General features: G+C 70.8%; 18 protein-coding genes. 5 read left to right on the top strand and 13 right to left on the bottom strand.

The window, feature by feature from the left end; all coding sequences use genetic code 11:
• Positions 1-176 precede the first annotated feature (176 nt).
• The gene (locus tag OG975_RS15300; RefSeq protein ID WP_406329703.1) at positions 177-3,806 is read left to right on the top strand and encodes a S8 family serine peptidase; all 3,630 of its coding nucleotides are present in this window, start codon (positions 177-179) and stop codon (positions 3,804-3,806) included.
• Positions 3,807-3,872: 66 nt separating this feature from the next.
• On the opposite strand, the gene OG975_RS15295 is transcribed toward OG975_RS15300, so the two are convergent.
• From OG975_RS15295 to OG975_RS15285, 3 genes are read right to left on the bottom strand one after another with little or no spacing between them, the layout of a single operon-like run.
• Complete coding sequence (locus tag OG975_RS15295; protein WP_406329702.1) at positions 3,873-5,213, bottom strand: carboxyl transferase domain-containing protein; 1,341 nt, start codon at positions 5,211-5,213, stop codon at positions 3,873-3,875.
• Positions 5,206-6,693, bottom strand: a complete 1,488-nt coding sequence (locus OG975_RS15290; protein WP_406329701.1) for an acyl-CoA synthetase — start codon at positions 6,691-6,693, stop codon at positions 5,206-5,208. The genes OG975_RS15295 and OG975_RS15290 overlap by 8 nt, the downstream gene beginning before the upstream one ends.
• Before the next feature lie 51 nt (positions 6,694-6,744).
• Positions 6,745-7,497 carry a metallophosphoesterase gene (locus OG975_RS15285; RefSeq protein WP_406329699.1) on the bottom strand — a complete coding sequence of 251 codons (753 nt, stop codon included), beginning with the start codon at positions 7,495-7,497 and terminating at the stop codon, positions 6,745-6,747.
• A gap of 115 nt (positions 7,498-7,612) precedes the next feature.
• On the opposite strand from OG975_RS15285, the gene OG975_RS15280 reads away from it, so the two are divergent.
• Together OG975_RS15280 and OG975_RS15275 are read left to right on the top strand one after the other, a co-directional pair.
• Positions 7,613-9,016, top strand: coding sequence for a PLP-dependent aminotransferase family protein (locus OG975_RS15280; protein ID WP_406329698.1), 1,404 nt, complete (start codon positions 7,613-7,615; stop codon positions 9,014-9,016).
• 125 nt (positions 9,017-9,141) lie between these two features.
• Positions 9,142-10,218, top strand: a complete 1,077-nt coding sequence (locus OG975_RS15275; RefSeq protein ID WP_406329696.1) for a MerR family transcriptional regulator — start codon at positions 9,142-9,144, stop codon at positions 10,216-10,218.
• A gap of 4 nt (positions 10,219-10,222) precedes the next feature.
• Here the strand turns inward: OG975_RS15275 and OG975_RS15270 are convergent, their stop codons facing one another.
• The 5 genes from OG975_RS15270 to OG975_RS15250 all read right to left on the bottom strand — a co-directional run bounded on the left by OG975_RS15270 (position 10,223) and on the right by OG975_RS15250 (position 15,269).
• Positions 10,223-11,701, bottom strand: a complete 1,479-nt coding sequence (locus tag OG975_RS15270; RefSeq protein WP_406329695.1) for an NAD(P)/FAD-dependent oxidoreductase — start codon at positions 11,699-11,701, stop codon at positions 10,223-10,225.
• Positions 11,698-12,915 (bottom strand): MAB_1171c family putative transporter, encoded by a 1,218-nt coding sequence (locus OG975_RS15265; protein ID WP_406329693.1) that lies wholly within the window; start codon positions 12,913-12,915, stop codon positions 11,698-11,700. Before OG975_RS15265 ends, OG975_RS15270 begins: the two co-directional genes overlap by 4 nt.
• 6 nt (positions 12,916-12,921) lie before the next feature.
• Positions 12,922-13,569, bottom strand: coding sequence for a toxin-antitoxin system, toxin component (locus OG975_RS15260; protein ID WP_406329692.1), 648 nt, complete (start codon positions 13,567-13,569; stop codon positions 12,922-12,924).
• Positions 13,566-14,174: a transcriptional regulator gene (locus OG975_RS15255; protein ID WP_406329691.1), complete on the bottom strand. Its 609-nt coding sequence runs from the start codon at positions 14,172-14,174 to the stop codon at positions 13,566-13,568. Before OG975_RS15255 ends, OG975_RS15260 begins: the two co-directional genes overlap by 4 nt.
• A 135-nt stretch (positions 14,175-14,309) precedes the next feature.
• Positions 14,310-15,269: a GNAT family N-acetyltransferase gene (locus OG975_RS15250; protein ID WP_406329690.1), complete on the bottom strand. Its 960-nt coding sequence runs from the start codon at positions 15,267-15,269 to the stop codon at positions 14,310-14,312.
• Positions 15,270-15,355: 86 nt separating this feature from the next.
• On the opposite strand from OG975_RS15250, the gene OG975_RS15245 reads away from it, so the two are divergent.
• Entirely contained in the window at positions 15,356-15,844 is a 489-nt protein-coding gene (locus OG975_RS15245) for an HIT family protein (protein ID WP_406329689.1), read from the top strand.
• A gap of 19 nt (positions 15,845-15,863) precedes the next feature.
• Here OG975_RS15245 and OG975_RS15240 read toward each other — a convergent pair whose 3' ends face one another.
• Together OG975_RS15240 and OG975_RS15235 are read right to left on the bottom strand one after the other, a co-directional pair.
• A complete protein-coding gene (locus OG975_RS15240) occupies positions 15,864-17,141 on the bottom strand; it encodes an MFS transporter (protein ID WP_406329687.1) in 1,278 nt (425 codons plus the stop codon).
• Between the two features lie 71 nt (positions 17,142-17,212).
• On the bottom strand, positions 17,213-17,971 hold the full coding sequence (locus OG975_RS15235; protein ID WP_406329686.1) for a GntR family transcriptional regulator: 759 nt from the start codon (positions 17,969-17,971) through the stop codon (positions 17,213-17,215).
• Between the two features lie 253 nt (positions 17,972-18,224).
• Between OG975_RS15235 and OG975_RS15230 the strand changes: the two genes are divergently transcribed.
• Positions 18,225-19,130: a RimK family alpha-L-glutamate ligase gene (locus OG975_RS15230; protein ID WP_406329684.1), complete on the top strand. Its 906-nt coding sequence runs from the start codon at positions 18,225-18,227 to the stop codon at positions 19,128-19,130.
• On the opposite strand, the gene OG975_RS15225 is transcribed toward OG975_RS15230, so the two are convergent.
• The 3 genes from OG975_RS15225 to OG975_RS15215 all read right to left on the bottom strand — a co-directional run bounded on the left by OG975_RS15225 (position 19,111) and on the right by OG975_RS15215 (position 20,989).
• The gene (locus OG975_RS15225) at positions 19,111-19,725 is read right to left on the bottom strand and encodes a hypothetical protein (protein ID WP_406329683.1); all 615 of its coding nucleotides are present in this window, start codon (positions 19,723-19,725) and stop codon (positions 19,111-19,113) included. The genes OG975_RS15230 and OG975_RS15225 overlap by 20 nt on opposite strands.
• A gap of 116 nt (positions 19,726-19,841) precedes the next feature.
• Entirely contained in the window at positions 19,842-20,084 is a 243-nt protein-coding gene (locus OG975_RS15220; RefSeq protein WP_406329682.1) for a Trm112 family protein, read from the bottom strand.
• On the bottom strand, positions 20,081-20,989 hold the full coding sequence (locus OG975_RS15215; RefSeq protein WP_406336278.1) for a hypothetical protein: 909 nt from the start codon (positions 20,987-20,989) through the stop codon (positions 20,081-20,083). Before OG975_RS15215 ends, OG975_RS15220 begins: the two co-directional genes overlap by 4 nt.
• Positions 20,990-20,995: the final 6 nt, after the last annotated feature.

The raw sequence follows: 20,995 nt of genomic DNA, 5'->3' as shown, positions 1-20,995 counted from the left end.
GTGCTTGGGACTGTCCCGGTTTCTGCGGCTCGTACCCGCCTGTCCTGGCGGGAAGCCGCCAGGGCGCCTTCCCGCCAGGTCCCGTCAACACCCGTGCAACACAAGCCCCCTGACACTCGTCGCAGCACCCGGGCACCACCCCCGCCCGGCGCACCGCCGACCAAGAGAGGGCACGAATGACCAGAGGACCAGCGAGACGCGGAGCGGCGCTGTTGTCGGCCGGACTCGTGCTCGCCGTGCTGCCGACGGGGCAGGCGCACGCGGCGCAGACCAGTACATCGACCCCGGCGCCGACGCGAGCCGCCTCCGCCGCCCGCACCGTCACCCTCGTCACCGGCGACAAGGTGACCGTCACAGACCTGGGAGGCGGCAAGAAGACGGTCACCGTCGAGCGCCCGAAGGGAGCCACCGGCGCGGTGCGCACGCAGGTGACCGACGGCACCGTCACCGTCGTACCGGACGAGGCGCTGCCATATCTGCGGGCGGGCACCCTCGACCGGCGGTTGTTCGACGTGAGCGAGCTGATACGGCAGGGGCTCACCGACCAGAAGACGGATGAGCTGCCGCTGATCGTGACGTACGAGAAGAAGGCGGGCACGGCCACTCCGCGCGGTGCCGAGAAGACGCGCGCGCTGCCGAGTATCCGGGGCGCCGCCGTCGACGCGGACAAGGGGCGGACGTTCTGGCGGTCCATGACTCGCCAGGAGGGCATCGGCAAGGTCTGGCTCGACGGGCGCGTCAAGGCCGACATGGCCGAGAGCAACGCGCAGATCGGCACGCCGAAGGCCTGGGAGGCCGGGCTCACCGGCAAGGGCGTGACCGTCGCCGTCCTCGACACGGGCGTCGACACCAGCCACCCCGACCTGGCCGACCGGGTCTCGGTCACCAAGAGCTTCATCGACGGGCAGGAGGTCGCCGACCGCAACGGCCATGGCACGCACGTCACTTCGACGGTCGGCGGGAGCGGTGCCGCCTCCGACGGTACGGAGAAGGGGGTCGCGCCCGGCGCCACCCTCGCCGTCGGCAAGGTGCTCAGCGACCAGGGCTCGGGCAGCGACTCGCAGATCATCGCCGGTATGGAGTGGGCCGCGCGCGATGTGCACGCCAAGGTGATCTCCATGAGCCTCGGCTCGACCGAGCCCAGCGACGGCACCGACCCGATGGCCGAGGCGGTCAATGCCCTCTCCAAGGAGACCGGCGCCCTCTTCGTCATCGCCGCCGGGAACACCGGCGCCCCCTCCTCCATCGGCTCGCCCGGCGCCGCCGACTCCGCGCTGACCGTCGGCGCGGTGGACTCCGCCGACGAGGCCGCCTACTTCACCAGCGCCGGACCGCGCTACGGCGACAACGCCCTCAAGCCCGACGTCTCCGCCCCCGGCGTCGACATCCTCGCCGCCCGCTCCCAACTCGTGGACGGCAGCGGCTACTACACCTCCATGAGCGGTACGTCGATGGCGACACCGCACGTCGCGGGCGTGGCCGCGCTGCTCGCGGAGAAGCACCCCGACTGGACCGGCGCCCAGCTCAAGGACGCGCTGATGTCGACGTCGAAGCAACTCGACGCCTCCGCCTACGTGCTGGGCTCGGGCCGCGTGAGCGTCCCGGACGCCATCGGTACGCCGGTCACCGCCACCGGCAGCGCCGACCTCGGCTTCTACGGCTGGCCGTACGAGGACAACAAGCCCGTCACGAAGACGCTGACCTACACCAACTCATCCGACTCCGACGTCGAGTTGAGCCTCGCCGTGCAAGGCGCCGCCGACGGTGTCGCCACCCTCGCCGACTCCACGCTCACCGTGCCCGCGCACGGGACGGCGTCCACCACGGTGACGGGCGACGGCTCCAAGGCACCCGTGGGCGACACCTCCGGCCAGATCGTCGCCTCCGTGGACGGCACGCCCGTCGCGCACACCGTGTTCGGGCTGGTCAAGGAGGAGGAGCGGTACACGCTCACCGTCCACGTCAAGGACCGTGCGGGCGATCCGACCGCGGCCTACCTCGCGGTGCAGCAGCTCGTGGCTGACACCGACCCGGCCTCGGCCTACGTCGACGACTCCGGCACCCTGAAGCTCCGGCTGAAGCCGGGAACGTACAGCCTGACGTCCTTCCTCGACGTGCACGGCAGCCACGGCGCGGACTCGCTCGGCCTCGGCTTCCTCGCGGCCCCCGAGATCACCCTCGACCACGACCAGGAAGTCACCCTGGACGGCAGCAAGTTGAGGGAGATCAAGGCGAAGGTCGACCGGCGCACCGAGACCCGGCAGCTGCTCATGGAGTTCGACCGGAACGGGGGCGGCTCGGACCAGTTCGGCGCCGTGCAGGTACCCATCAAGTACGACAGCGTCTTCGCCGCACCGACGGCGAAGGTCACGAAGGGCAGCTTCGAGTACCGGACCGTGTGGCGGCTCGGCAAACCGCTGCTGGAGGTCAAGGGCGTCGGCGAGGCCGTCGTGCAGCCCGGCAGCACACTGACCGAGGGGCACAGCAAGCTGCCGCTGGTCGATGCCGGAACCTTCACCGGCGGTGCCATGACCGGGGTCAAGGGCAAGGCGGTCCTCGCGCGCCTCACCGACGGCGTCGAGCCCACCGCCCTCGCCCAGGCCGCCCAGGACGCGGGCGCCAAGGCCCTGTTCGTCACCGACGACACGGCCGGGCGGCTCAACGCCTGGTTCGGCACCGACGCGTACGAGGACCGGCCGCTCCAGGTCGCCACGCTCAACGCGGCGGACGCGGCACGGCTGCGGGCGGCTCACTCCGTCGACATGACCGGGACGCGCAACACGCCGTACGTGTACGACCTTTCGGAGGGCCACCAGGGCGCCATCCCGACGGGGAGTCTCACCTACGAGCCCAGCGGCCGTGAACTCGCCGTGGTGGACACGAAGTTCCACGCGGTGAAGCCCGCTTCGGGCGGCGAGTTCCGGTACTCGATCACCGACGCCTTCCCCATCGGCATCGGCTTCAAGGAGCGGATCGACTACCCGGCCGAGCGGACCGACCATGTCTCCACGAGTGCCGGGCAGTTGTGGCACGAGTCCGTGGACCTGGGGGCGAGCGCGCTGGAGGAGCGCAGCGGACTGATCACCTACCAGGGCGGCAGGCACACCACACGCAACTGGTTCAAGCCGGTCTGGCATCCCTGGCTCGGCACCGGACTGGGCTGGGGGCAGCAACGCGCGGGCAACCAGATGCAGTTCAACACCCCCGGCTGGGGCGACTCCGGACCCGACCACACCGGCTTCGGTGACGTGTGGAGCGAGGAGAACGGGATGACCCAGTTCACCGAGGTCTACCAGGACGGCTCCCTGGTCGACCGGCGGATGAGCTCCGGCGCGTACGTCTGGGCCGCGCCCGCCGACGAGCACACCTACAAGGTCGTCACGGACACCACGCTCGACCCCGAGAGCTGGAAACTGTCCACGAAGGGCCACTCCGAGTGGACCTTCAAGTCGGCGGCCACCCCCGAGGACCACTTCACCTTCCTGCCGCTCCTCAACCTCGGCTACGACATCGACACCGACCTCGCGGGCGATGTGCGCGGCGGCAGCCGCATCCCGGTCGGCGTCTACGCCGAGTACGTGAAGGGCGCGCCGGACACCGGGACCATCGGCGGCGGCAAGCTGGAGGTGTCGTACGACGACGGGAAGTCCTGGAAGGCGGTCCCGCTCTCGGGCGCCAAGGCGTCCTGGAAGGGAACGCTGAGCGTGCCGCGCGGCGCGGAGGTCATCTCGCTGCGGGCGTCCGCGACGGACGACCGAGGCGGTTCCGTGAGCCAGGAGATCATCCGGGCGGTGGGTGTGAAGTAACCGGCCCCTCTGTGCAGGCGGCGCCGTCTCCCCTTGGGAGGGGGGAGACGGCGCCGCCCGACCGGCTCATCCCTTGGGGTCCTCCGTGATGCCCCGGATCAGCCCCAGCCCCAGCAAGTCCTGTGGACGGACGTGGAGTTGATCGGCGGTGGGGCGCACCTGGTCCGCCGGCCGCTTGAGGATCGCGGCCGCGAGCTCCGGCGCGATGACGGAGAAGTAACTGTCCGGCGCGGCCCAGGTGTTGCCGGGCGCGGCCAGCGCGAGCGCGCCTCCCGAACCGCCCTCGCCGATCACCAGGGTGGTGACCGGCGTGCGGGCGGTGGCCACCGCGCCGAAAAGATCCGCGATCGCCGCACCCGCACCCTGCCGCTCCGCGTCCGCGTCGTTCGCGGCGCCCGGCGTGTCCACCAACGTCAGTACGGGGATGCCGAGCCGGCCCGCGAGGCGGATCAGCCGGGCGGCGGTGCGGTATCCCGCGGGACGGGTCGCGGTCCCGCACTGAGCGGCGTACGCGAGGGGCCGCCCGTCCTCCGCGAGGCCGAAACCGCACAGCATGCCGTCGTCGGTGCCCCCGCAGCGGTCGCCGCTGATCGTGACGCGCCGGGTGAAGTACGCGTCCAAATAGGCGGCGGCATGGGGCCGTTGAGCGGAACGGGCGCGCTGGACGGCGTCCCAGCCCGTGGTGGGGAGGTCGAGCGTCCCCAGGGCGGGCGGCGGAGGCGCGGCCTCGGCCGAGGGCCGGGTGAGCAGGCCCAGCCACAGCGCGAGCGCCTCCCGCAGCTCCTCCGGCCGTACGACGGCGTCGACCGCCCCCGCCGCCAGCTGGGCCTCGGCCGTGTACGCGGCCGGATCCGCGTCGGGCGGGCGGACCCGGGAGCCCGCGAAGCCCACCTGGGCGCCGGGCAGCGCCAGGGTCACGTCGGCGCCCGCGCCCAGCGTGGCCCAGCCGCCGCCCGTCGTCGGATCCCGCAGCACGGCGATCTGCGCCAGCCCCGCCTCGCGCGTGAGCGCCGACTGCCGGGCCACACGCTGGAGTTGGGTGAGCGCGAGCATGCCCTCCTGCATGCGACTGCCGCCCGTCGCGACGAGCGAGACGACCGGAAGACGGTGTTCGCGGGCGTGCGTGTACGCCGCCTCCAGACGGTCGCCGGTGCGCTCGCCGAGCGAACCGCCGAGGAAGCCGAACTCGAAGGCGATCAGTACGGCGGAGGTGTCACCGATGGCCGCGGTGCCGCAGACGACGGACTCCTCCTCGCCGGTGCGGGCGGCGGCGCGGACACGGGATTCGTCGTAACCCTGCCAGGAGAGCGGCCCGTCGGGCTTGAACTCCGAGCGTGGGTAGGCGATCTCGGTGAACTCGGCCGAGACGAGCGCGATGACGTCGCGGGCCGAAAGCCGGTCAGTCATTCTTCAGCGCCCGCTTCAGGATCTTGCCCATGTCGTTGCGGGGCAGGGACTCCAGGAAGCGCACGGTGCGCGGCCGTTTGTGCGGGGCCAGGCGGCGGGCCACATGGTCGGCCAACTCGTCTGGGGAGGGCGGCGATTGAGGATCGGTGGGCACGATCCAGGCGACGACGCACTCGCCCAGATCGTCGTCGGGCTCCCCGGTGACGGCGGCCTCGCGCACCCCCGGGTATTCGAGGAGGGCGTTCTCGATCTCCCCGGCGCCGATCTTGTAGCCGCCGCTCTTGATCAGGTCGGTGGCTTTGCGGCCGACAATACGTACCGAGCCGTCGGGGTCGAGGACCGCCATGTCGCCGGTGCGGAACCAGCCGTCCTCGGTGAACGCGGCGGCGGTGGCGTCCGGCCGGTTCAGATACTCGGTGAAGAGATTCGGCCCCCGGACCTGGATCTCGCCGACACTCTCCCCGTCGTACGCACCGGTGGGGACGCCATCCGTGTCGTACGCGGCGATCGTCGTCCCGTCCTCCTCGACGAGCCGCAGGTCCACGCCGGGCAGCGGGACGCCGACGGTGCCGGGGCGCGGCTCGCCGTCCGCGCGGACACTGGTGTTCATCAGCGTCTCGGTCATGCCGTACCGCTCGACGACCCTGCGCCCGGTGGCGGCCGTGATCCGCTCGTGGTCGTGCACGGGCAGCGCGGCCGAACCCGACACGAGGAGCCGCGCCCGGCCCAGCGCCTTGGCCAGCTCCCCGTCCTCGGCGAGCGCCTCCGCGAGCCGGTGGTACATCGTCGGCACCCCGAACAGCATCGTCGCACCGGCGTTCAGCTCCCGCGCCACGCCCTCCGCGCTGAACCGCCCCAGATGCCGTACGGACCCGCCGCGCCGCAGCGGCCCCAGAATGCCCAGGATCAGCCCGTGCACATGGAACAGCGGCAGCCCGTGCACGAGCACGTCGTCACCCGTCCACTGCCAGGCGTCCGCCAGCGCGTCCAGGGTCGAGGCGATCGAACGGCGCGGGATGACGGCGCCCTTGGGCGGGCCGGTGGTGCCGGAGGTGTAGACGATGAGGGCGGGGGCGGCGGGTTCCGCCTCCGCGAGCGGTACGGCCGCCGCCGCTCCGGTGCCGTACACCTGGACATCGATCCGCTCCAGCTCCCGTACGGCGTCCGGCAGTTGGTCTCCCGGACCGGCGAGCACCACCGACGGCGCACTGTCGCCGAGGATGTGCCCCAGCTCGCTCTCCCCCGACTTCGGGTTGAGCGGCACGGCCGGCACTCCGGCGAGCAGCGCGGCCACGACACCGACGGCCGTCTCCAGGGTCGGCGTCGCCCACACGGCGACCCTCCCGGCACCGCCGAGCCGTCCGGCCAGTTCACCCGCCGAGGCGGCGAGCTCCGCGTACGTCAGGGACCGATCACCGAAGCACAGCGCGGACCGCTCGGCGACCGAGCCGCCCACCAGGGCCGGAAAGAGGGAGGGCACGTGTACTCCTTGCCAGTAGGGACGTTCTGCGTGTGACAGCCAGAACCGTTCCTACACGATGACGCTCCTGAAGTGGGTGGTCAGCCGCCCTTCCGCGTCCAGGACGTGGAACGCCAGCGCCGGCGGCAGGTCCAGGTGGACGTGGTCGTCCGGGTGGGCGCGCCGCTCCCACGGGAGGCGGAGGGTGGAGACGACACCGGGGGCCACGAGGAGAGGACGGCCGGCGAAGGTGGTGGCCGCCGGGGTGTGGGCGTGCCCGGTGAGGAAGGCAGTGAGGTGGGGGTGGCGGGCGGCCAGAGCGGCGAGGGGCTGCTCGTCGAACAGCCGGATGCCGTCCACGTAGGGGGTGTTGAGGGTGGCGGGCGGATGGTGGAAGGCGACCAGGACCGGGTTCGTGGCCTCCGCCAGGACGCCCTCCAGCCAGGTCAGCGTCTCGTCGTCCAGGTGCCCGTGATCCTTCCCCGGCACCGACGAGTCGCACACGGCGAGGGTGAAGCCGGGGGCGTGATGGACCTGGTTGACCGGCCCCGGGGTGGCGGCCGCGTCGCCGAGCAAGTGCTCGCGAAACGCGGCGCGTTCGTCGTGGTTGCCGGGGCAGACCACCACCGGGTGCCGGGAGGCGAGGAGGGCGCGCGTCTCCGCGTACTCGGACGGCAGACCGTGGTCGGCGATGTCCCCCGTGACCAGGAGCGCGTCCAGGTCGTAGGGGAGGTCTTCCAGGTACGCCATGACGGCGCGGGTGCGGTCGATGCTGCGGGGGCTGTTGTCGATGTGGAGGTCGCTGACGTGGGCGATGACGATCACGGTGGGGTCCTTTCAGGATCTGGTTGGCGGTTGTCAGTTGTCGGCTGTCAGCTGTTCGCTGCTCTGTCACGACCGACCGTAGAGGCCTTCCGGACCACGATTAAGATCCAGTTCCATGCCCGAAAACTGGTCCAGTTCGCGGCTCGACCTGCACCTCGACCTCGCGGCGGAGGGCGGTCGCCGTGCCCGCTTGGAGGCGGCGCTGCGCGAGGCGATCCGCGTCGGACGGCTCAAGGCGGGAACGCCGTTGCCCTCGACGCGGGGGCTCGCGCAGGAACTGGGTCTGTCGCGCGGAACCGTCAGCGCCGCCTATGACCAGCTCGCCGAGCAGGGATACGTGACCACCCGGCCCGGGGCCGCGACCAGGGTCGCCGACATCGAGAACGGGCCACGGCCCTCAATCCCGCCGGCGGCCGCTTCCGCACCGCCACCCCCGCTCCACGACCTGCGCCCCGGCCGCCCCGACGGCAGCGCGTTCCCCGCCCGCGGCTGGCTCGCCGCCACTCGCCGCGTCCTGGACCGGGCGCGACCCGAGGTGTACGGCCCCGGCGACCCCCAGGGCCGTATCGAACTGCGCACCGCGCTCGCCGAATACCTGGGCCGCACCCGCGGTGTCCGCACCACCCCCGACCGGATCGTGATCACCTCCGGCTACTACCAGACGGTCCAGCTGCTCTGCCGGGTCCTGACGGCCGAGGGCCGCGCGGCCGCCGCCGTAGAGGACCCCGGCCACGACTTCTACCGGGGTACCGTGCGCCGCGCGGGCCTCACCCCGTACGCGCTGCCCGTCGACGCGCACGGCGCGGACACCGGCGCCCTCGCCGCACGCACCGACGCGGTCTTCCTCACCCCCTCGCACCACTACCCGACCGGCGTGCCGCTGCATCCCGCCCGCCGCCGGGCCGTCTGCGCCTGGGCGCGTGCCACCGGCGGGCTGATCGTCGAGGACGACTACGACGGCGAGTTCCGCTACGACCGCCGCCCGGTCGGCGCGCTCCAGAGCCTGGCCCCCGACCACGTCGCCTACTGCGGTACGGCGTCCAAGACGCTCGGCCCGGCCCTCCGGCTGGCCTGGACCGTGCTGCCGCCGGACCTGGTGGCCCCGGTCGTCCGGGCCAAGGAGGAGGACGACCTGTACACCGAGACGCTGGGCCAGCTGGTCCTGGCCGACTTCATCGCCACGCACGCCTACGACCGCCACATCCGCGCCGCCCGCCTGCGCTACCGCAGACGCCGTGAGCTCCTGATCTCCCGGCTGTCCGCCTTCCCCGCCCTCACGGCCCACGGCGTCCCGGCGGGCCTGCACACCCTGGTCACCCTGCCGCCGAACGGGCCCACCGAGGCCGGCCTGCTGACCGCCTGCGCCGACCGGGGGCTGGTGCTGCGCGGGCTCAGCGAACTCCACCACGATCCCGCCGACCGACCCGAGGGCCTGCTGATCGGGTTCGCGGCTTCTTCGGAACGGGCTTACCCGGCGGCCGTGGACGCTCTGTGCGCGGTTATGGAGGGATTCCAGTAGGGGTTCCTGGAGGGTTCGCCTTCCGGGTGAACCATCGCCTTGACCTTCACCATTGGGCAAGCCCCAGCATCGGTGGCGGAACGAGGAACGACCGGACCAAGAGACACGGACCACGGGGTGGGCGCATGGACATGCTGACGATCGGGGCCTTCGCGAAGGCGTGTCGGCTGTCGCCGAAGGCGCTGCGGCTGTACGACGAGCTGGAGTTGCTGCGGCCTGCCCGGGTCGACCCGGAGACCGGGTACCGGTACTACGCCGTCGGGCAGTTGGAGCGGGCGCGGCTGGTGGCGTGGCTGCGGCGGCTCGGGATGCCGCTCGCCCGTATTCGGCGGGTGTGCGCCATGGAGCCGCGGGCGGCCGCGCGGGAGATCCGTGCGTACTGGGCCCAGGTCGAGGCCGAGACGGCCGCGCGCCGGGATCTGGCGGCGTTCCTCGTGGACCATCTCTCACCGTCCCAAGGGAAGGACACCAGCATGCTGGAGCTCCGTTACTCCGCTCTCTCCGACACCGGTCTGGTCCGCGGCGCCAATCAGGACACGGCCTACGCGGGCACCCGCGTCCTCGCCGTGGCCGACGGCTTCGGGCCGGGCGGGGCGCCCGCCAGCACGGCGGCGGTCGAGGCCCTCAAGTTCCTGGACGACGAGCCGCTGCCCGGCGGGAGTGTGCTCAATGTGCTGGAGGACGCCATCCAGGGCGCCACCCGGGCCGTTCAGGCCGTCCAGGGCGTCCCGTCCGAGGCCGGCACCACCCTCACCGCGATGGTGTGGACCGGCTCCCAGCTCGCGCTCGTCCACATCGGGGACTCGCGCGCGTATCTGCTCCGCGACGGGGAGCTGTTCCGGATCACGCACGACCACACCGTCGTCCAGTCGATGATCGACGAGGGCCGGCTCACGCCGGAGGAGGCCACCACGCATCCCCAACGCTCCCTGCTTCTCAAGGCGTTGGGGGCGCGTGACGCAGCCGCCGACGTGCCCGACATGCGGTTGCACGACGTCCGGCCCGGCGACCGTTATCTGCTCTGCTCGGACGGTCTCCCCATCGTCGTACCGGACGAGGAGATCGCACGGATACTCGGGTCGACTCCCGTGCCCGACGAGGCAGTTCGGGCTCTGGTCGGCGCGGCGAACGACTCCGGCGGTCCGGACAACGTGAGTTGTGTGGTGGCGGACGTCGTGGAGACCGACGCCGCCACCGGCTGACGGTTCAGCTGGAGCGGTCGCCCGCCGCCTTCCACTCGTCGTCCGTGAGCGGCGGCCCGGTGAGCTGGGGCTTGAGTGGGCCGATCACGGCGGCGAGGAGGACGCTGGGGGCGAGGAGTACGTGCGCGCCGCGCTCCAGAGAGGACACGTCGGTGAAGCGGCGCGCGATACGGCCGTTGCCGGTGGCGGTGTACAGGAGCCGGTCGACGTACGCGGCCAGGATCCGGTCCCGGAGCGTGGGGCCGGTCTCGGTCGCGCCCGGGAAGAAGACGTCCTGGCCCGTGGCGAGGTCCCAGGCCGCGTTGACCGGCCGGGCCACCGCCTTCTGGAGGGCACGGGCCAGCCGGGGAGTGCCCCAGCCCTGGCGGCGGATCACGTCGCGCAGGGCGACGGCGCTCTGGGCCGCGACCGACATGCCGTGACCGTAGATCGGGTTGTACGCGGCCAGCGCGTCGCCGATGACGAGGAAACCGTCGGGCCACTGACGTGAACGTTCGTAGTAGTAGCGGCGGTTCGCGGTGGTACGGGTGAACGCCACGCCGGTCAGCGGCTCGGCGCCCGCGATGAACTCGCCGATGACGGGGTGGCGCAGCCCCTCGGTGGCGAACCGCTCGAAGTCGTCCTCGTCGGAGGTGGGTTCACCGCCCCGGGTGCCCGACAGGGTGACCATCCAGCGGCCGTCCTCGATGGGCACCATGACGCCCGACCGGCCGGGGCGGCCGTCGCGCGGGGCCGCCTGCACGTTGAGGATGGGGAAGCCGTGCCGCGCGTTCTCGGGGGCGCGGAAGACCCGACTGGCGTACGCGAGGCCGGAGTTGACGTGCCGGACCTCCGGTTCGGGCAGGCCGAGGGCGGTGAGCCACTCCGATGCGCGGGAGGCACGTCCGGTGGCGTCGACGACCAGATCGGCGGGAAGCGTGTACTCGGTGTCGGTGTCGGTGTCGGCGTCGGCGTCGGTGTCGGCGTGGCCGCGGACGCGGACCCCTGTGACGGCGTCGGCGGTGCCTTCGAGGCCGAGCGCCTCGGCCCGCTCGACGAGCTTGATCCGGTCGTCGCCGAGGATCTGCGCGCGGACCGTCGCGTCGAGGAGGTCACGGCTGCACAGGATCATGTGGTGGGACTCGTCCCAGCGGCGGAACCAGCCCTGGGACGACAGCGCGACCATGTCCTTCGTCAACGGCACCCGGTGCGCCCCGGCTTCCGCCAGCAGCCCGGTGACACCCGGGACGAGTTCCTCCATCGCCTTCGCACCACCCGACCACAGCGTATGGACGTGCTGGGCCTGGGGCAGGTTCTTGCGCCGCTCCGGCCCGTCGGGCAGGACATCGCGCTCGACGACGGTGACGACGTCCGCGAACTCGACCAGGGCGCGGGCCGCGAGCAGGCCGGCGAGGCTGCCGCCGAGGACGACGGCGGATCTCAGGGGCCGGGCGCCGGAAGGGCGATCAGCGGTGGGGTGATCGCTGTGGGGGCTGGCAGTCATGGGGCGGGCACGCTCTCTGCTGCGGCGGCCGCGCGCTCGCGTACCGCCCTGATGTCGTCGGTGTGGCGGAGGGCACGGGACACGGCCTCGATCCCCTCCAGCAGGTCTTCGATGTCCGGGCTGCGCAAGGGGGCGGTGGCGTCGTCCTCCCGGGTTCGTCGTTTGGTGTCGATGGCCTCCTGGATCGTCACGGCATGGGCGAGCGGGCGCGCCCGGCCCGCCTCGCGACCGAGGCCCACCGCGGCGTCGTACGCCCGTTGGTCCAGGTCCTCGTCGATGTACCGGGAGAGGTGGAGCAGCGCGTCCCGGATGAACGTCTCGCGGCGCGTCAGGCGCAGTTCGGGGGTGGCCCGGAGCTTGAAGGGCACGCGGCCGCCGGTGACGGTGCGGGTCAGCAGGTACAGGGGCCGCAGCCGCCAGTGGCTGAGCCGTGTGTGCGCACGGCGGTGCAGGTACTGGCCGGCGTGCGGAAGGATGAACCCGACCGCGATCAGGATGGCGGAGACGGCGGCGACGGGCGGCGACAGGGCGGTGCTCAGCCAGTCCAGGTCGTGGCCGGTCCACCGGGCGACGACGGCCGTGAGCTTCGAGCCGTCGTAGATCAGGTTCATCGCGTAGCCGATGCCCAGGCACTTCAGGCCGCTGCGCAGCCATACGTCGAGTCCGTCAGTGCGGATCCAGTTCCAGATCAGCCGGTAGGTGATGAGGCAGGCCACCGTGTGCGCGAGCAGGTAGAGCAGGATCTCCTCGCGCATGAAGGCGGTGGTGGCGTAGTACGTGTCGAGGTCATGCACCCGTTCGACGGGGGCGTCGGCGAGCGCGAACAGCACCCACAGCGCGACGATCACGCCCGAGTAGACGCTCACCACCCACCGCGTGGCGCGGCGCGTCGTGTCCGAGCGGTCGGAGATGCCGTTGCGCCAGGCGGTGATCAGCAGCAGACAGGAACCGCAGAACGCGGTGATCAGGCTGTAGACCAGGGGTGCCGAGAAGTTCGGTACGCCGGTGACGCGGTTCGTCCAGGCGATGGTCGCCGGCGCCGCGAAGACGAAGACGCCGCAGGCGAGGACGAGCAGGCCGCCGACCGCTCTGAGCAGCGGGTCCTTCCAGAGCTTGATGATGCTGGGCACTTTGATCGCCAGGGCGGCCGTCAGGACCGCCGCCGGTATCCAGAAGGAGATGTACAGACCGTCGAAGAAGCGGGAAGGATTCATCGCCGGTCAGTCCTCGGGTCCGCGATAGCCCAGGGACGCCTGGATGGCCCGGCCCACCGGGTCGACGGGCCCTCGCGTACGCGGCCCGGTCACCCATGAGCGGAAGACGCTCGCCAGGTGCAGGCCGAAGTCCTCGGCCTCGGCCTCGTCGGCCTCGTGGGAGCCGTTGCGGGCGGCGACGGTGAGGGCGATCTCCTGCCAGTCGGGACTGCGCCCGCCGGGACTGCGCCAGCCGGGAGTGCGCCACTCGGGGTTGTCCGAGAGGGCCCGCGCGGCGGCCGCCGCACCGTCGACGTGATGGTCGCGGTGCCCTTCCCGCATGTGCCACAACTCATGGCCGAGGATGACGAGTTGCTGCACCGTCTCCGCGCGCTCCTCGATGATGACGAGGTCGAAGTCGTGGAACTCCATCCACAGGCCGGTGACCTCGATCTCGTCGGGGAAGCGCTCGAAGCGGAGCTGAACGGGACGGCCGTCACGGCGCCTGCTCATCTCCTCGCACAGGGCGCCCGCCAACTCCCGTACGTCGACCGGGGTGTCGATCCTCTTCCGCAGCACGCGGCTGAGTTCCACCGCGAGGGCGCGCATCTCGGAGTCGGCTCTGTGCGGACGCAGCGCCGCCGCGAGGGCCCGTACCCGGCCGGCGAACCTCATCGCTCCGCCTCCTCGCCGCTCAGCAGGGATTCGAGCATGAGCGCCAGCGCCTCCTGCTTGCGGGGCGTCAGCCGCCTGCCGCGCAGGGCGAGCGTGATGACTCCGTGCCTGGTCGTGAACTTGAGCAGCGGGCCGTCCTCCGCGGTGCCTTCGAGGTCCCGAAGAGTGCGCTGAAGCGCCCCGTTCAGGGCGACGGCGGCCGGATCGGTGAAGAACTTCGTGCCCTGGTCGATGTGGAAGAACTCCGCGAGCCGGGTGAGGTCGGGCACGTTCGGCATCTTGTCGCCGTTGAGCAGGGAACGGGCCCACTTGTCGCTGATCCCGAGACGGGCGGCGACCTCCCGGCACACATCGGCGGGCCTGCGCCCGCTCTCCGCGAGATACGCCTCGTACAGCGCGCGCACGCGCCCCCGGATCCGGTCGTCCACCTTGTCGTCGCGCGGAGCCTCGCCGTCGAGCAGGGCCCGGACGTCCCCCTCGGGCAGCGCCGTACGGCCGGACAGGGCACGCGTGTCGAGGACCTCGCCCCGGTCCAGGCTCTTCTCGGCGATCTGCGCGTCGAGGCGTGCGAGGGTCTCGGGAAGAGGCGGCGGGGACTCATTCACCAAGGGGCTCCCGGCAGTTGACTCGTCAAATTGTCACGTTGGCCGACACTACGTGGCCGAGTCGGCGCGCGTCACGCTTTTCCGAACGATCGTTCCCACTTCAAGAACGATCGTTGCCGGCAGCCGGTGGTCAGGTCATCCCACGGGCCGGATCAGCTCCCAGGTGTCCACCCCGTAGTCGAGGCTCATGCCGTGCCGTTCGTACAGGGCGAGCGCGCCGCTGCTGTTGTCGGTGTCGACGCCGAGGCCGATCCGGTCGCGGCCGAGCGCCGCGTAGTGGCCGAAGGCGTGGCGCAGCAGGTGGCTGCCGAGGCCCTTGCCGCGAGCCTGGCGCAGAACGCCGAGGTTGCCGATCCAGGCCATCGAGGCGCGGTCGTTGTGGCTGCGCACTACGGCCGCGTCGCCCAGACCGTCGACGTGCGCGACCCAGATCAGTGACCAGTCGACGCGCTCGGCGTCGATGTCGTCCAGCCACTGTTCGTACGTACGCGGCTGGAAGTCGAAGTGCTCGGTGAAGCATTCCTGGAGCAGTGCGTGGGCGCGCCGGCGGTCCGGCTCGTCCAGGCAGGGGCGCAGCGTCACACCGGGCGGTGGCGTCGGCAACCGGTCGGTGGTGCCGTCCAGAGGACGGGCCATCACGTTGTAGCGGCGGACCGCGCGCCAGCCGCGTTCGCGCAGTGCGTCCAGATCGATGGTGGGGGCGATGTTGAGGTGCAGGTGCACCACCGCCCGCGCCGCCCCGTTGGCCGCCGCCCGCTCCGCGGCCCGGGCCTCCATCAGGCCGAACACGTAGAGGGCGCCCTGCTGTTGGTCGGGCAGCGTGTAGTGGTCGATGTCGATCCGCTCACCGCCGGAGTCGTCCCACGCCAAGCCGTATCCGATGAGCCGGTCACCGTCGAAGAGAAGCCAGGAGTCCCGCTCCAGCTCCACCTCGGGATGCTTCAAATCCGCTTGGACCTCGGCGAGTTCGGTGTCGGCACGACCGATCTCCAGCAGATCGACCTCGTTGAGCAGCGCGCATATCGCCGCCGCGTCGTCGAGCGTGGCCGGACGGACGGTGAGGCCGGGCGGCGGGGCGGTGGCGGGCGATGTCATGGGTCCACTGTCTGGGGGAGGGGGCGCTGCCCGCAACGCACTTTCCTGGCGGCGGGGCCTGATCACGGGTGGGTAGGGTCCCCGGTATGAGCGATGGCTGGCGGACGGACCGGATCGGAAGCGCGCTGAAAGGGGAGAATCCCGCCGTGCTCAGGCGCCTCGAAGCGGGTTTCGCGGTGATCGGGGACGTCCAGTTCCTGCCCGGCTATTCAGTGCTCTTGGCGGATGACGTGACGGTGCAGCGGCTGTCGGACCTGCCGAGGGCGAGGCGGTTGGCCTTCTTGTCCGACATGGATCAGCTGGGGGAAGCGGTCGAGCGCGCGTGCAGGAGGCTGGATCCGGCCTTCCGTCGGGTGAACCTGGAGATTCTCGGAAATACCGATGGATTTCTGCACGCACACGTGTGGCCGCGGTTCGAGTGGGAGCCGGCGGAACTCGTGGGCAGGCCGGTGTGGCTGTATCCGCGCGAGAAGTGGAGCGACGAGCGGTTCGCGCTCGGTCCGCGGCACGATGTGCTGCGGGAGGCGATCGGCGAGGAACTGAACCAGTTGCAGTCCGCGCGCCGGCCGTTGTAAGCGCCGGCCGTTGTAAGCCTCAGCGCACGAGTTCGGGATCTTCTTCCAAGGGCAATTCGGGTAATTCGCGCAATTCACGCATGCTTCGAAGCGGTGACAGGAAGTACGGGAGGACGCTCGACGTCATACCGGCGGCACCGATCCACAAGGTGGCCTTCGCTCCGAACGCGGAGCCCGAGACTCCCCCCAAAAGCCCGCCGAGCGGAATGCCGCCCCAGGAAACGAACCGGGCGGTCGCGCTCATCCGGCCCAGGAGCCGATCTGGTGTGAGCGTCTGCTGGACGCTTGACTGAGCCACAAAGCGGATGACGCCGCCCAGGGAAAGGGACGCGAGTCCGAGCGCGGCCCCGTACATGCTCCAACCCGGATGTGCCAACGGCATCAGGACGGTCAGCGGACAGGTGGCAAGTGGTGCCAGCCAGATGACCGCACCCTGCCCCACCCGCCGCGAGACCTTGGTTGCCGACAGCGCTCCCAGCAGGGCGCCACAGCCCATTCCCGACAGAATGAGGCCGATACCGAAGGAATCGAGTTTTATCTCCCGTTCCAAGAAGACCAGCAGCATGGTTTGATACATGACCAGGAAGAGGTTGAATATCGCATCCCCCAGGATGATGGCACGCAGGACGGGATACTTGAGAACAAACTTCAACCCCTCTTTGATATCTCGAAGCAGCTGAGGGTGCTCACTCGGCTCCCGCTTGTGCTCGCGTTTACGGATACGGGTCGCTAGCAGCCCTGACATCGCCATCCCGGCCGAACTCACCAAAAGTGTTGCGGGGGCTCCGAGCCAGCCGACCAGCGGCCCTGCCAGCCCTGGTCCACTGATACTGGTCACCGAGCGTATCGCCGAGAGCTTTGCGTTTCCTTCAACGAGATTGCCGCGTCCTACCAGATGCGGCAGATAGCTGACGTACGCGACGTCGAAGAAGACGGTCAGGACTCCATGAGCCAACGCGACCCCGTAGAGCCACCCGATGGTCAGAAGGTCCGACCACCACGCCACCGGTATGGTCAAGAGGACGGCCGCCCTCGCGAGATCGGTGCTGACCATCACTGATCGCTTCCGCATGCGGTCCACCCACGCGCCAGCCGGTAGTCCGACCAGGAGTGAGCCTGCCGTGGTCATCGCGGTCAGTAATCCCACCTGCAGCTCGTCAGCATTCAACGCCATGATGGCAACCAGCGGCAACGCCAGAAAGATGATGCGATCGCCCAGCTGGCCGAGCGCGGTGGCGGCGAACAGGCGCCCGAAGTCCGGATCGCGTAGGAGTCCGAGCCGGGAGGGTGTTGACATTCGAATTACCTACTGTCGGCTTTGAAATGTCGCTCAACTGGCTTCAGTTAGCTTCAACTGGCTTAGACGGGCTACGGCTGGTCGACCACGAACTCGTAGGCCACTTCCCTGCGTACGTCCGGAATGACGATGTCGGCGGTTTCCACCGGACGTCTGTCGGTGTCGTAGATCGTCCGCTCGATCTGGAGCACCAGATCCCCGACGCTGATTCCCAGTAGATTCGCCTGCGTCTGGGTGGCACGAGCCGGGCGCGGCAGCTCGACCACGGTCTCGACGACCACGCCGATGGAGCGCATGCGCTCGACCACCCCCTTTCCCGCGAGGGGGCCCATCTCGGGCAGCACGATCGGCGTTCCGTCCGTGATAGCCATCGGCTCCCAGGAATCGGAGAGCTGGACGGGTTGCCCGTCGGCAAGGAACTCGTAGCGCGTGTTGACGCAGAGGTCTCCGGGGCTGATGTCGAGCCGCTCGGCGATTGCCTCAGGAGCGGGGACGCGCGCCTGGCTGTGTGAATCCCAGGCGCCGGCCCTTCCCCTCTCCTTCATGCCGGCGATGGAAGGGGAGCCTCCTCGACGTTCGCGATGCCGCGAGCGAACCATCCGCAGACGCTCACGCGGCGTACGGACGTAGGTGCCCGAGCCCGCGCGTCCTTCGAGGAGGCCCTTGACGATCAGGCGGTCCACGGCCCTCTGCGTGACGTTTCGCCCGACCCCGTACTCCTCGGCGAGCTGCGCCCGGGACGGCAGGCGCCCCCCGATCTCCCACTCTCCCGCGAGAATCCGCGCGCGCAACGCGTCGGCCACTGCAAGGTACGGCGCCTCTCGGGGCATGAGTGACCCTCCGGTCGTTCTGCTGCGCGGCAGCTGGTGATTCCAGGCGGCGTTGGCAAGCTAGTGCACCGGGTGAAAGCTGCTGGAGTAGAAATACGCTCGGTGCTCAAGCGGCAATGGGGGGTTCGATTGATGCGATCAGAACCGCGCTGCCCTGGAAATGGCTTGCTCCGGTTGCGTATGTGGTTGTTAGCCTGCGTCGGGATCGCCTCGAGATGTCGTACGAGGAGCCGTACGCCGAAGCTGTACGAGGATGGAGTCCGCCGTGGCCCGCACCGCCGCCCGCACACGTATCGCGCTCGTCACCTACGACCCGGGCGAGGAGCCCAGCGCGGACCGGGATCTGCCGGTGCTGGCGGCGGCCTTGGAGGGCGTCGGGGCCGAGGTGGTCGTCGTGTGCTGGGACGATGCGGAGGTGGACTGGGCCGGCTTCGACCTCGCCCTGATCCGGTCGACCTGGGACTACAGCTGGCGGGTCGTGGAGTTCGTGGCGTGGGCCGAGCGGTGCGGGGGGCTCACGCGGCTCGCGAATCCGGCGGGGGTCGTGCGGTGGAACACAGACAAGCGGTACATCGGTGATCTGGCGGCGGCAGGGGTGCCGGTCGTGCCGACCCGGTATCTCGCGCCGGGGGATCCGGCCGAGCTGCCCGACGACCAAGAGTTCGTGGTGAAGCCCACCGCCGGGGCGGGCGCGCGGTATGCCGCCCGGTATACGCCCGAGGAGCGGGAGACGGCCGTACGGCAGCTCGCGGCGATGCACGCGGAGGGGCTGACCGCGATGGTGCAGCCGTATGTGAAGAACATCGACGCCGCTGGTGAGCGGGCGCTGCAGTTCTTCGGCGGGCGGCTGCTGCACGCCAGCCGGAAGGGTGCCGTGCTGGAGCCGGGGACGCCGTACGACGGGGACAAGGTTCCGCATCCCCGGCTGGAGGTCTGGGAGCCGACGGCCGCCGAACTGGCCGTCGCCGAGCGTGCGTTGGCCGCCGTGCCCGGGGGCGCCGACGCCGTGCTCTATGCCCGTGTCGACCTAGTGGACGGCGACGACGGTGAGCCCCGGGTGATGGAGCTGGAGCTGGTCGAGCCGAATCTTTTCCTCTGGCTGCACCCGGACTCGCTGCCCGTCGTCGTGGAGGCGATCGTCAAGGCCGCTGCCCTTTGACGCCGACCCGTTGCAGCAGCCCCCACGTGAACTCCGCCGCGCACTCCTGTCGTACGCCCGACGCGTCCGGGGCCGTGAAAGCCAGACCCCAGCGCGTCGGGGCCGTGCCCTCCAGGGGGCGGGCGGGGGCGAAGGCGCGGGCGGCCTCGTCGACCGTGCAGGACCAGGGGGTCAGGTCGTCGAGGGTCTTGAGGACCGGGCCGGGGGCGCCGGGGGCTCGTACCAGCCACTCGTTCCAGGCGACGCCGTTCGGGGCGACGAGGACCTCGAAGCGGAGGTCGGGCCAGAGGGGGACGGGCCAGAGCAGGGCCTCGCAGGTGAGGTCGCCGATCTGGCGTTCCGCCACGGACTCCGGGGTGCCCAGGATCGAGCGGTAGCGGGAGGCCGCGGCGCGGGAGCGCGGGGCGTGCAGCATGGCCTGCCAGCGGCGGTTGGCCTCGCGCATGTCGGCGATGGAGACGCCCAGCTCGTGTCGGGCATCCTCGACGAGGTCGGGGTTGTGGTCGGCCATGCGGCGCAGCAGGACCAGCTGGAAGTGAAGAGCGGTGAAGGGGGTGGGGGTGGTGGCGGGGCGTTTGGCCGGCATGGGATCCATGGTCGCGCATCAGGCGCCCTCGGCACGGCACCCATCCCGGCGCTTGCGACTCGGCACCGATTCCGGTCCCTCCCGGTCCCTTCGGCACGGCACCAGTCCCAGTCACTCCGCCACCGTCACGGAGCCATCCGTTTGAGGAGCTCCTCGTGTTCGTCCTCCGTGACTTGCTCCCCCGAGGACGGCAGCAGCTGCGGGATGCCGTCGACGATCGGGTAACGGCGATGCAGGCGCGGGTTGTAGAGGGCCTCCTCGGAGGTCAGGTCCTCGGACGTCAGGGCCTCGTCCGGGACGAGCAGATGCAGGGGGCCCTTGTCGAGCGGGCAGGCCAGGATCTTCAGCAGCGGGTCGTCGGGGTTCATGGGGGCGTCAGCTCCTTGGCACCGATGGGGGGTTGAGGTGCGGCGTCGTCGTGCTTGGGCATGGCGAGCAGGACCGACACCGCGAGGACGGTGCCCGCCAGGCGCAGTGCGAGCCGCACCGGTTCGTGCGGCAGCGCCTCGCCGAACGCGAGTGTGCCGAGCACCGCGGTGAACAGACAGGTCACCGTCGTGCAGACCGGCACGATCAGCGAGGCCCGGCAGCGTTGCAGCGCCGCCTGCGACATGACCAGGCCGAACGCGCCTGTGAAGAGAAGGAGATAGGGGTACGGGGAGCGGAGCAGGCCAACGACCGCTCCACCCAGGTCACTTGTCGTCAGGTAGCTCGACACGCCCTTGATGGCGAGCGAGCTCACGCCGTACAACAGGCCCACCGCCACGCCGTATTCGACGCCCGTGGTCGACTTACGGTGCCGGTGCCTGGAACGGCGCTCGGCAGCCCCGTACAGCCACACGCCCAGCGACAGCGACGGCAGACAGACCGTGAGGACGAGCGGCGCCGGTGCGCTGCGGCTCACCGTGTCCGTGCCCTCGCGCAGGGACAGTACGACCATCAGCAGGGCGACGAGGATCGCGCCGAGCGCGTACCGTTCGCGGCCCGTCGTCTCCTCGCCGAGCAGCCGGGAGGAGAGCAGCACAAGAAGGACCAGGCCGGAGACGAAGATGCCCTGGGCCGCGGCGATCGGCAGGGTGCGGTAGACGGCGAGCTGGGCGCCGAAGCCCGCCGCGAGGGCCAGCGAGCCGCCGATCCACAGGGGGCTGCCGAGGACCAGGCGCAGCAGCCGCGCGGGGCGGTGGATGTCCACCTCGGGCAGAGCGGCGAGCGCGCGTTTCTCCAGGACGAATCCGGTGCTGTACAGGACGTTCGCCAGCAGGGCCGCGGCCACTCCCCA

This window comes from Streptomyces sp. NBC_00203 (assembly GCF_045206325.1).
Classification (GTDB): domain Bacteria; phylum Actinomycetota; class Actinomycetes; order Streptomycetales; family Streptomycetaceae; genus Streptomyces; species Streptomyces lutosisoli.
Note: the sequence above shows the minus strand (reverse complement) of the source record. Positions and strands in the feature narration are given on the sequence as shown.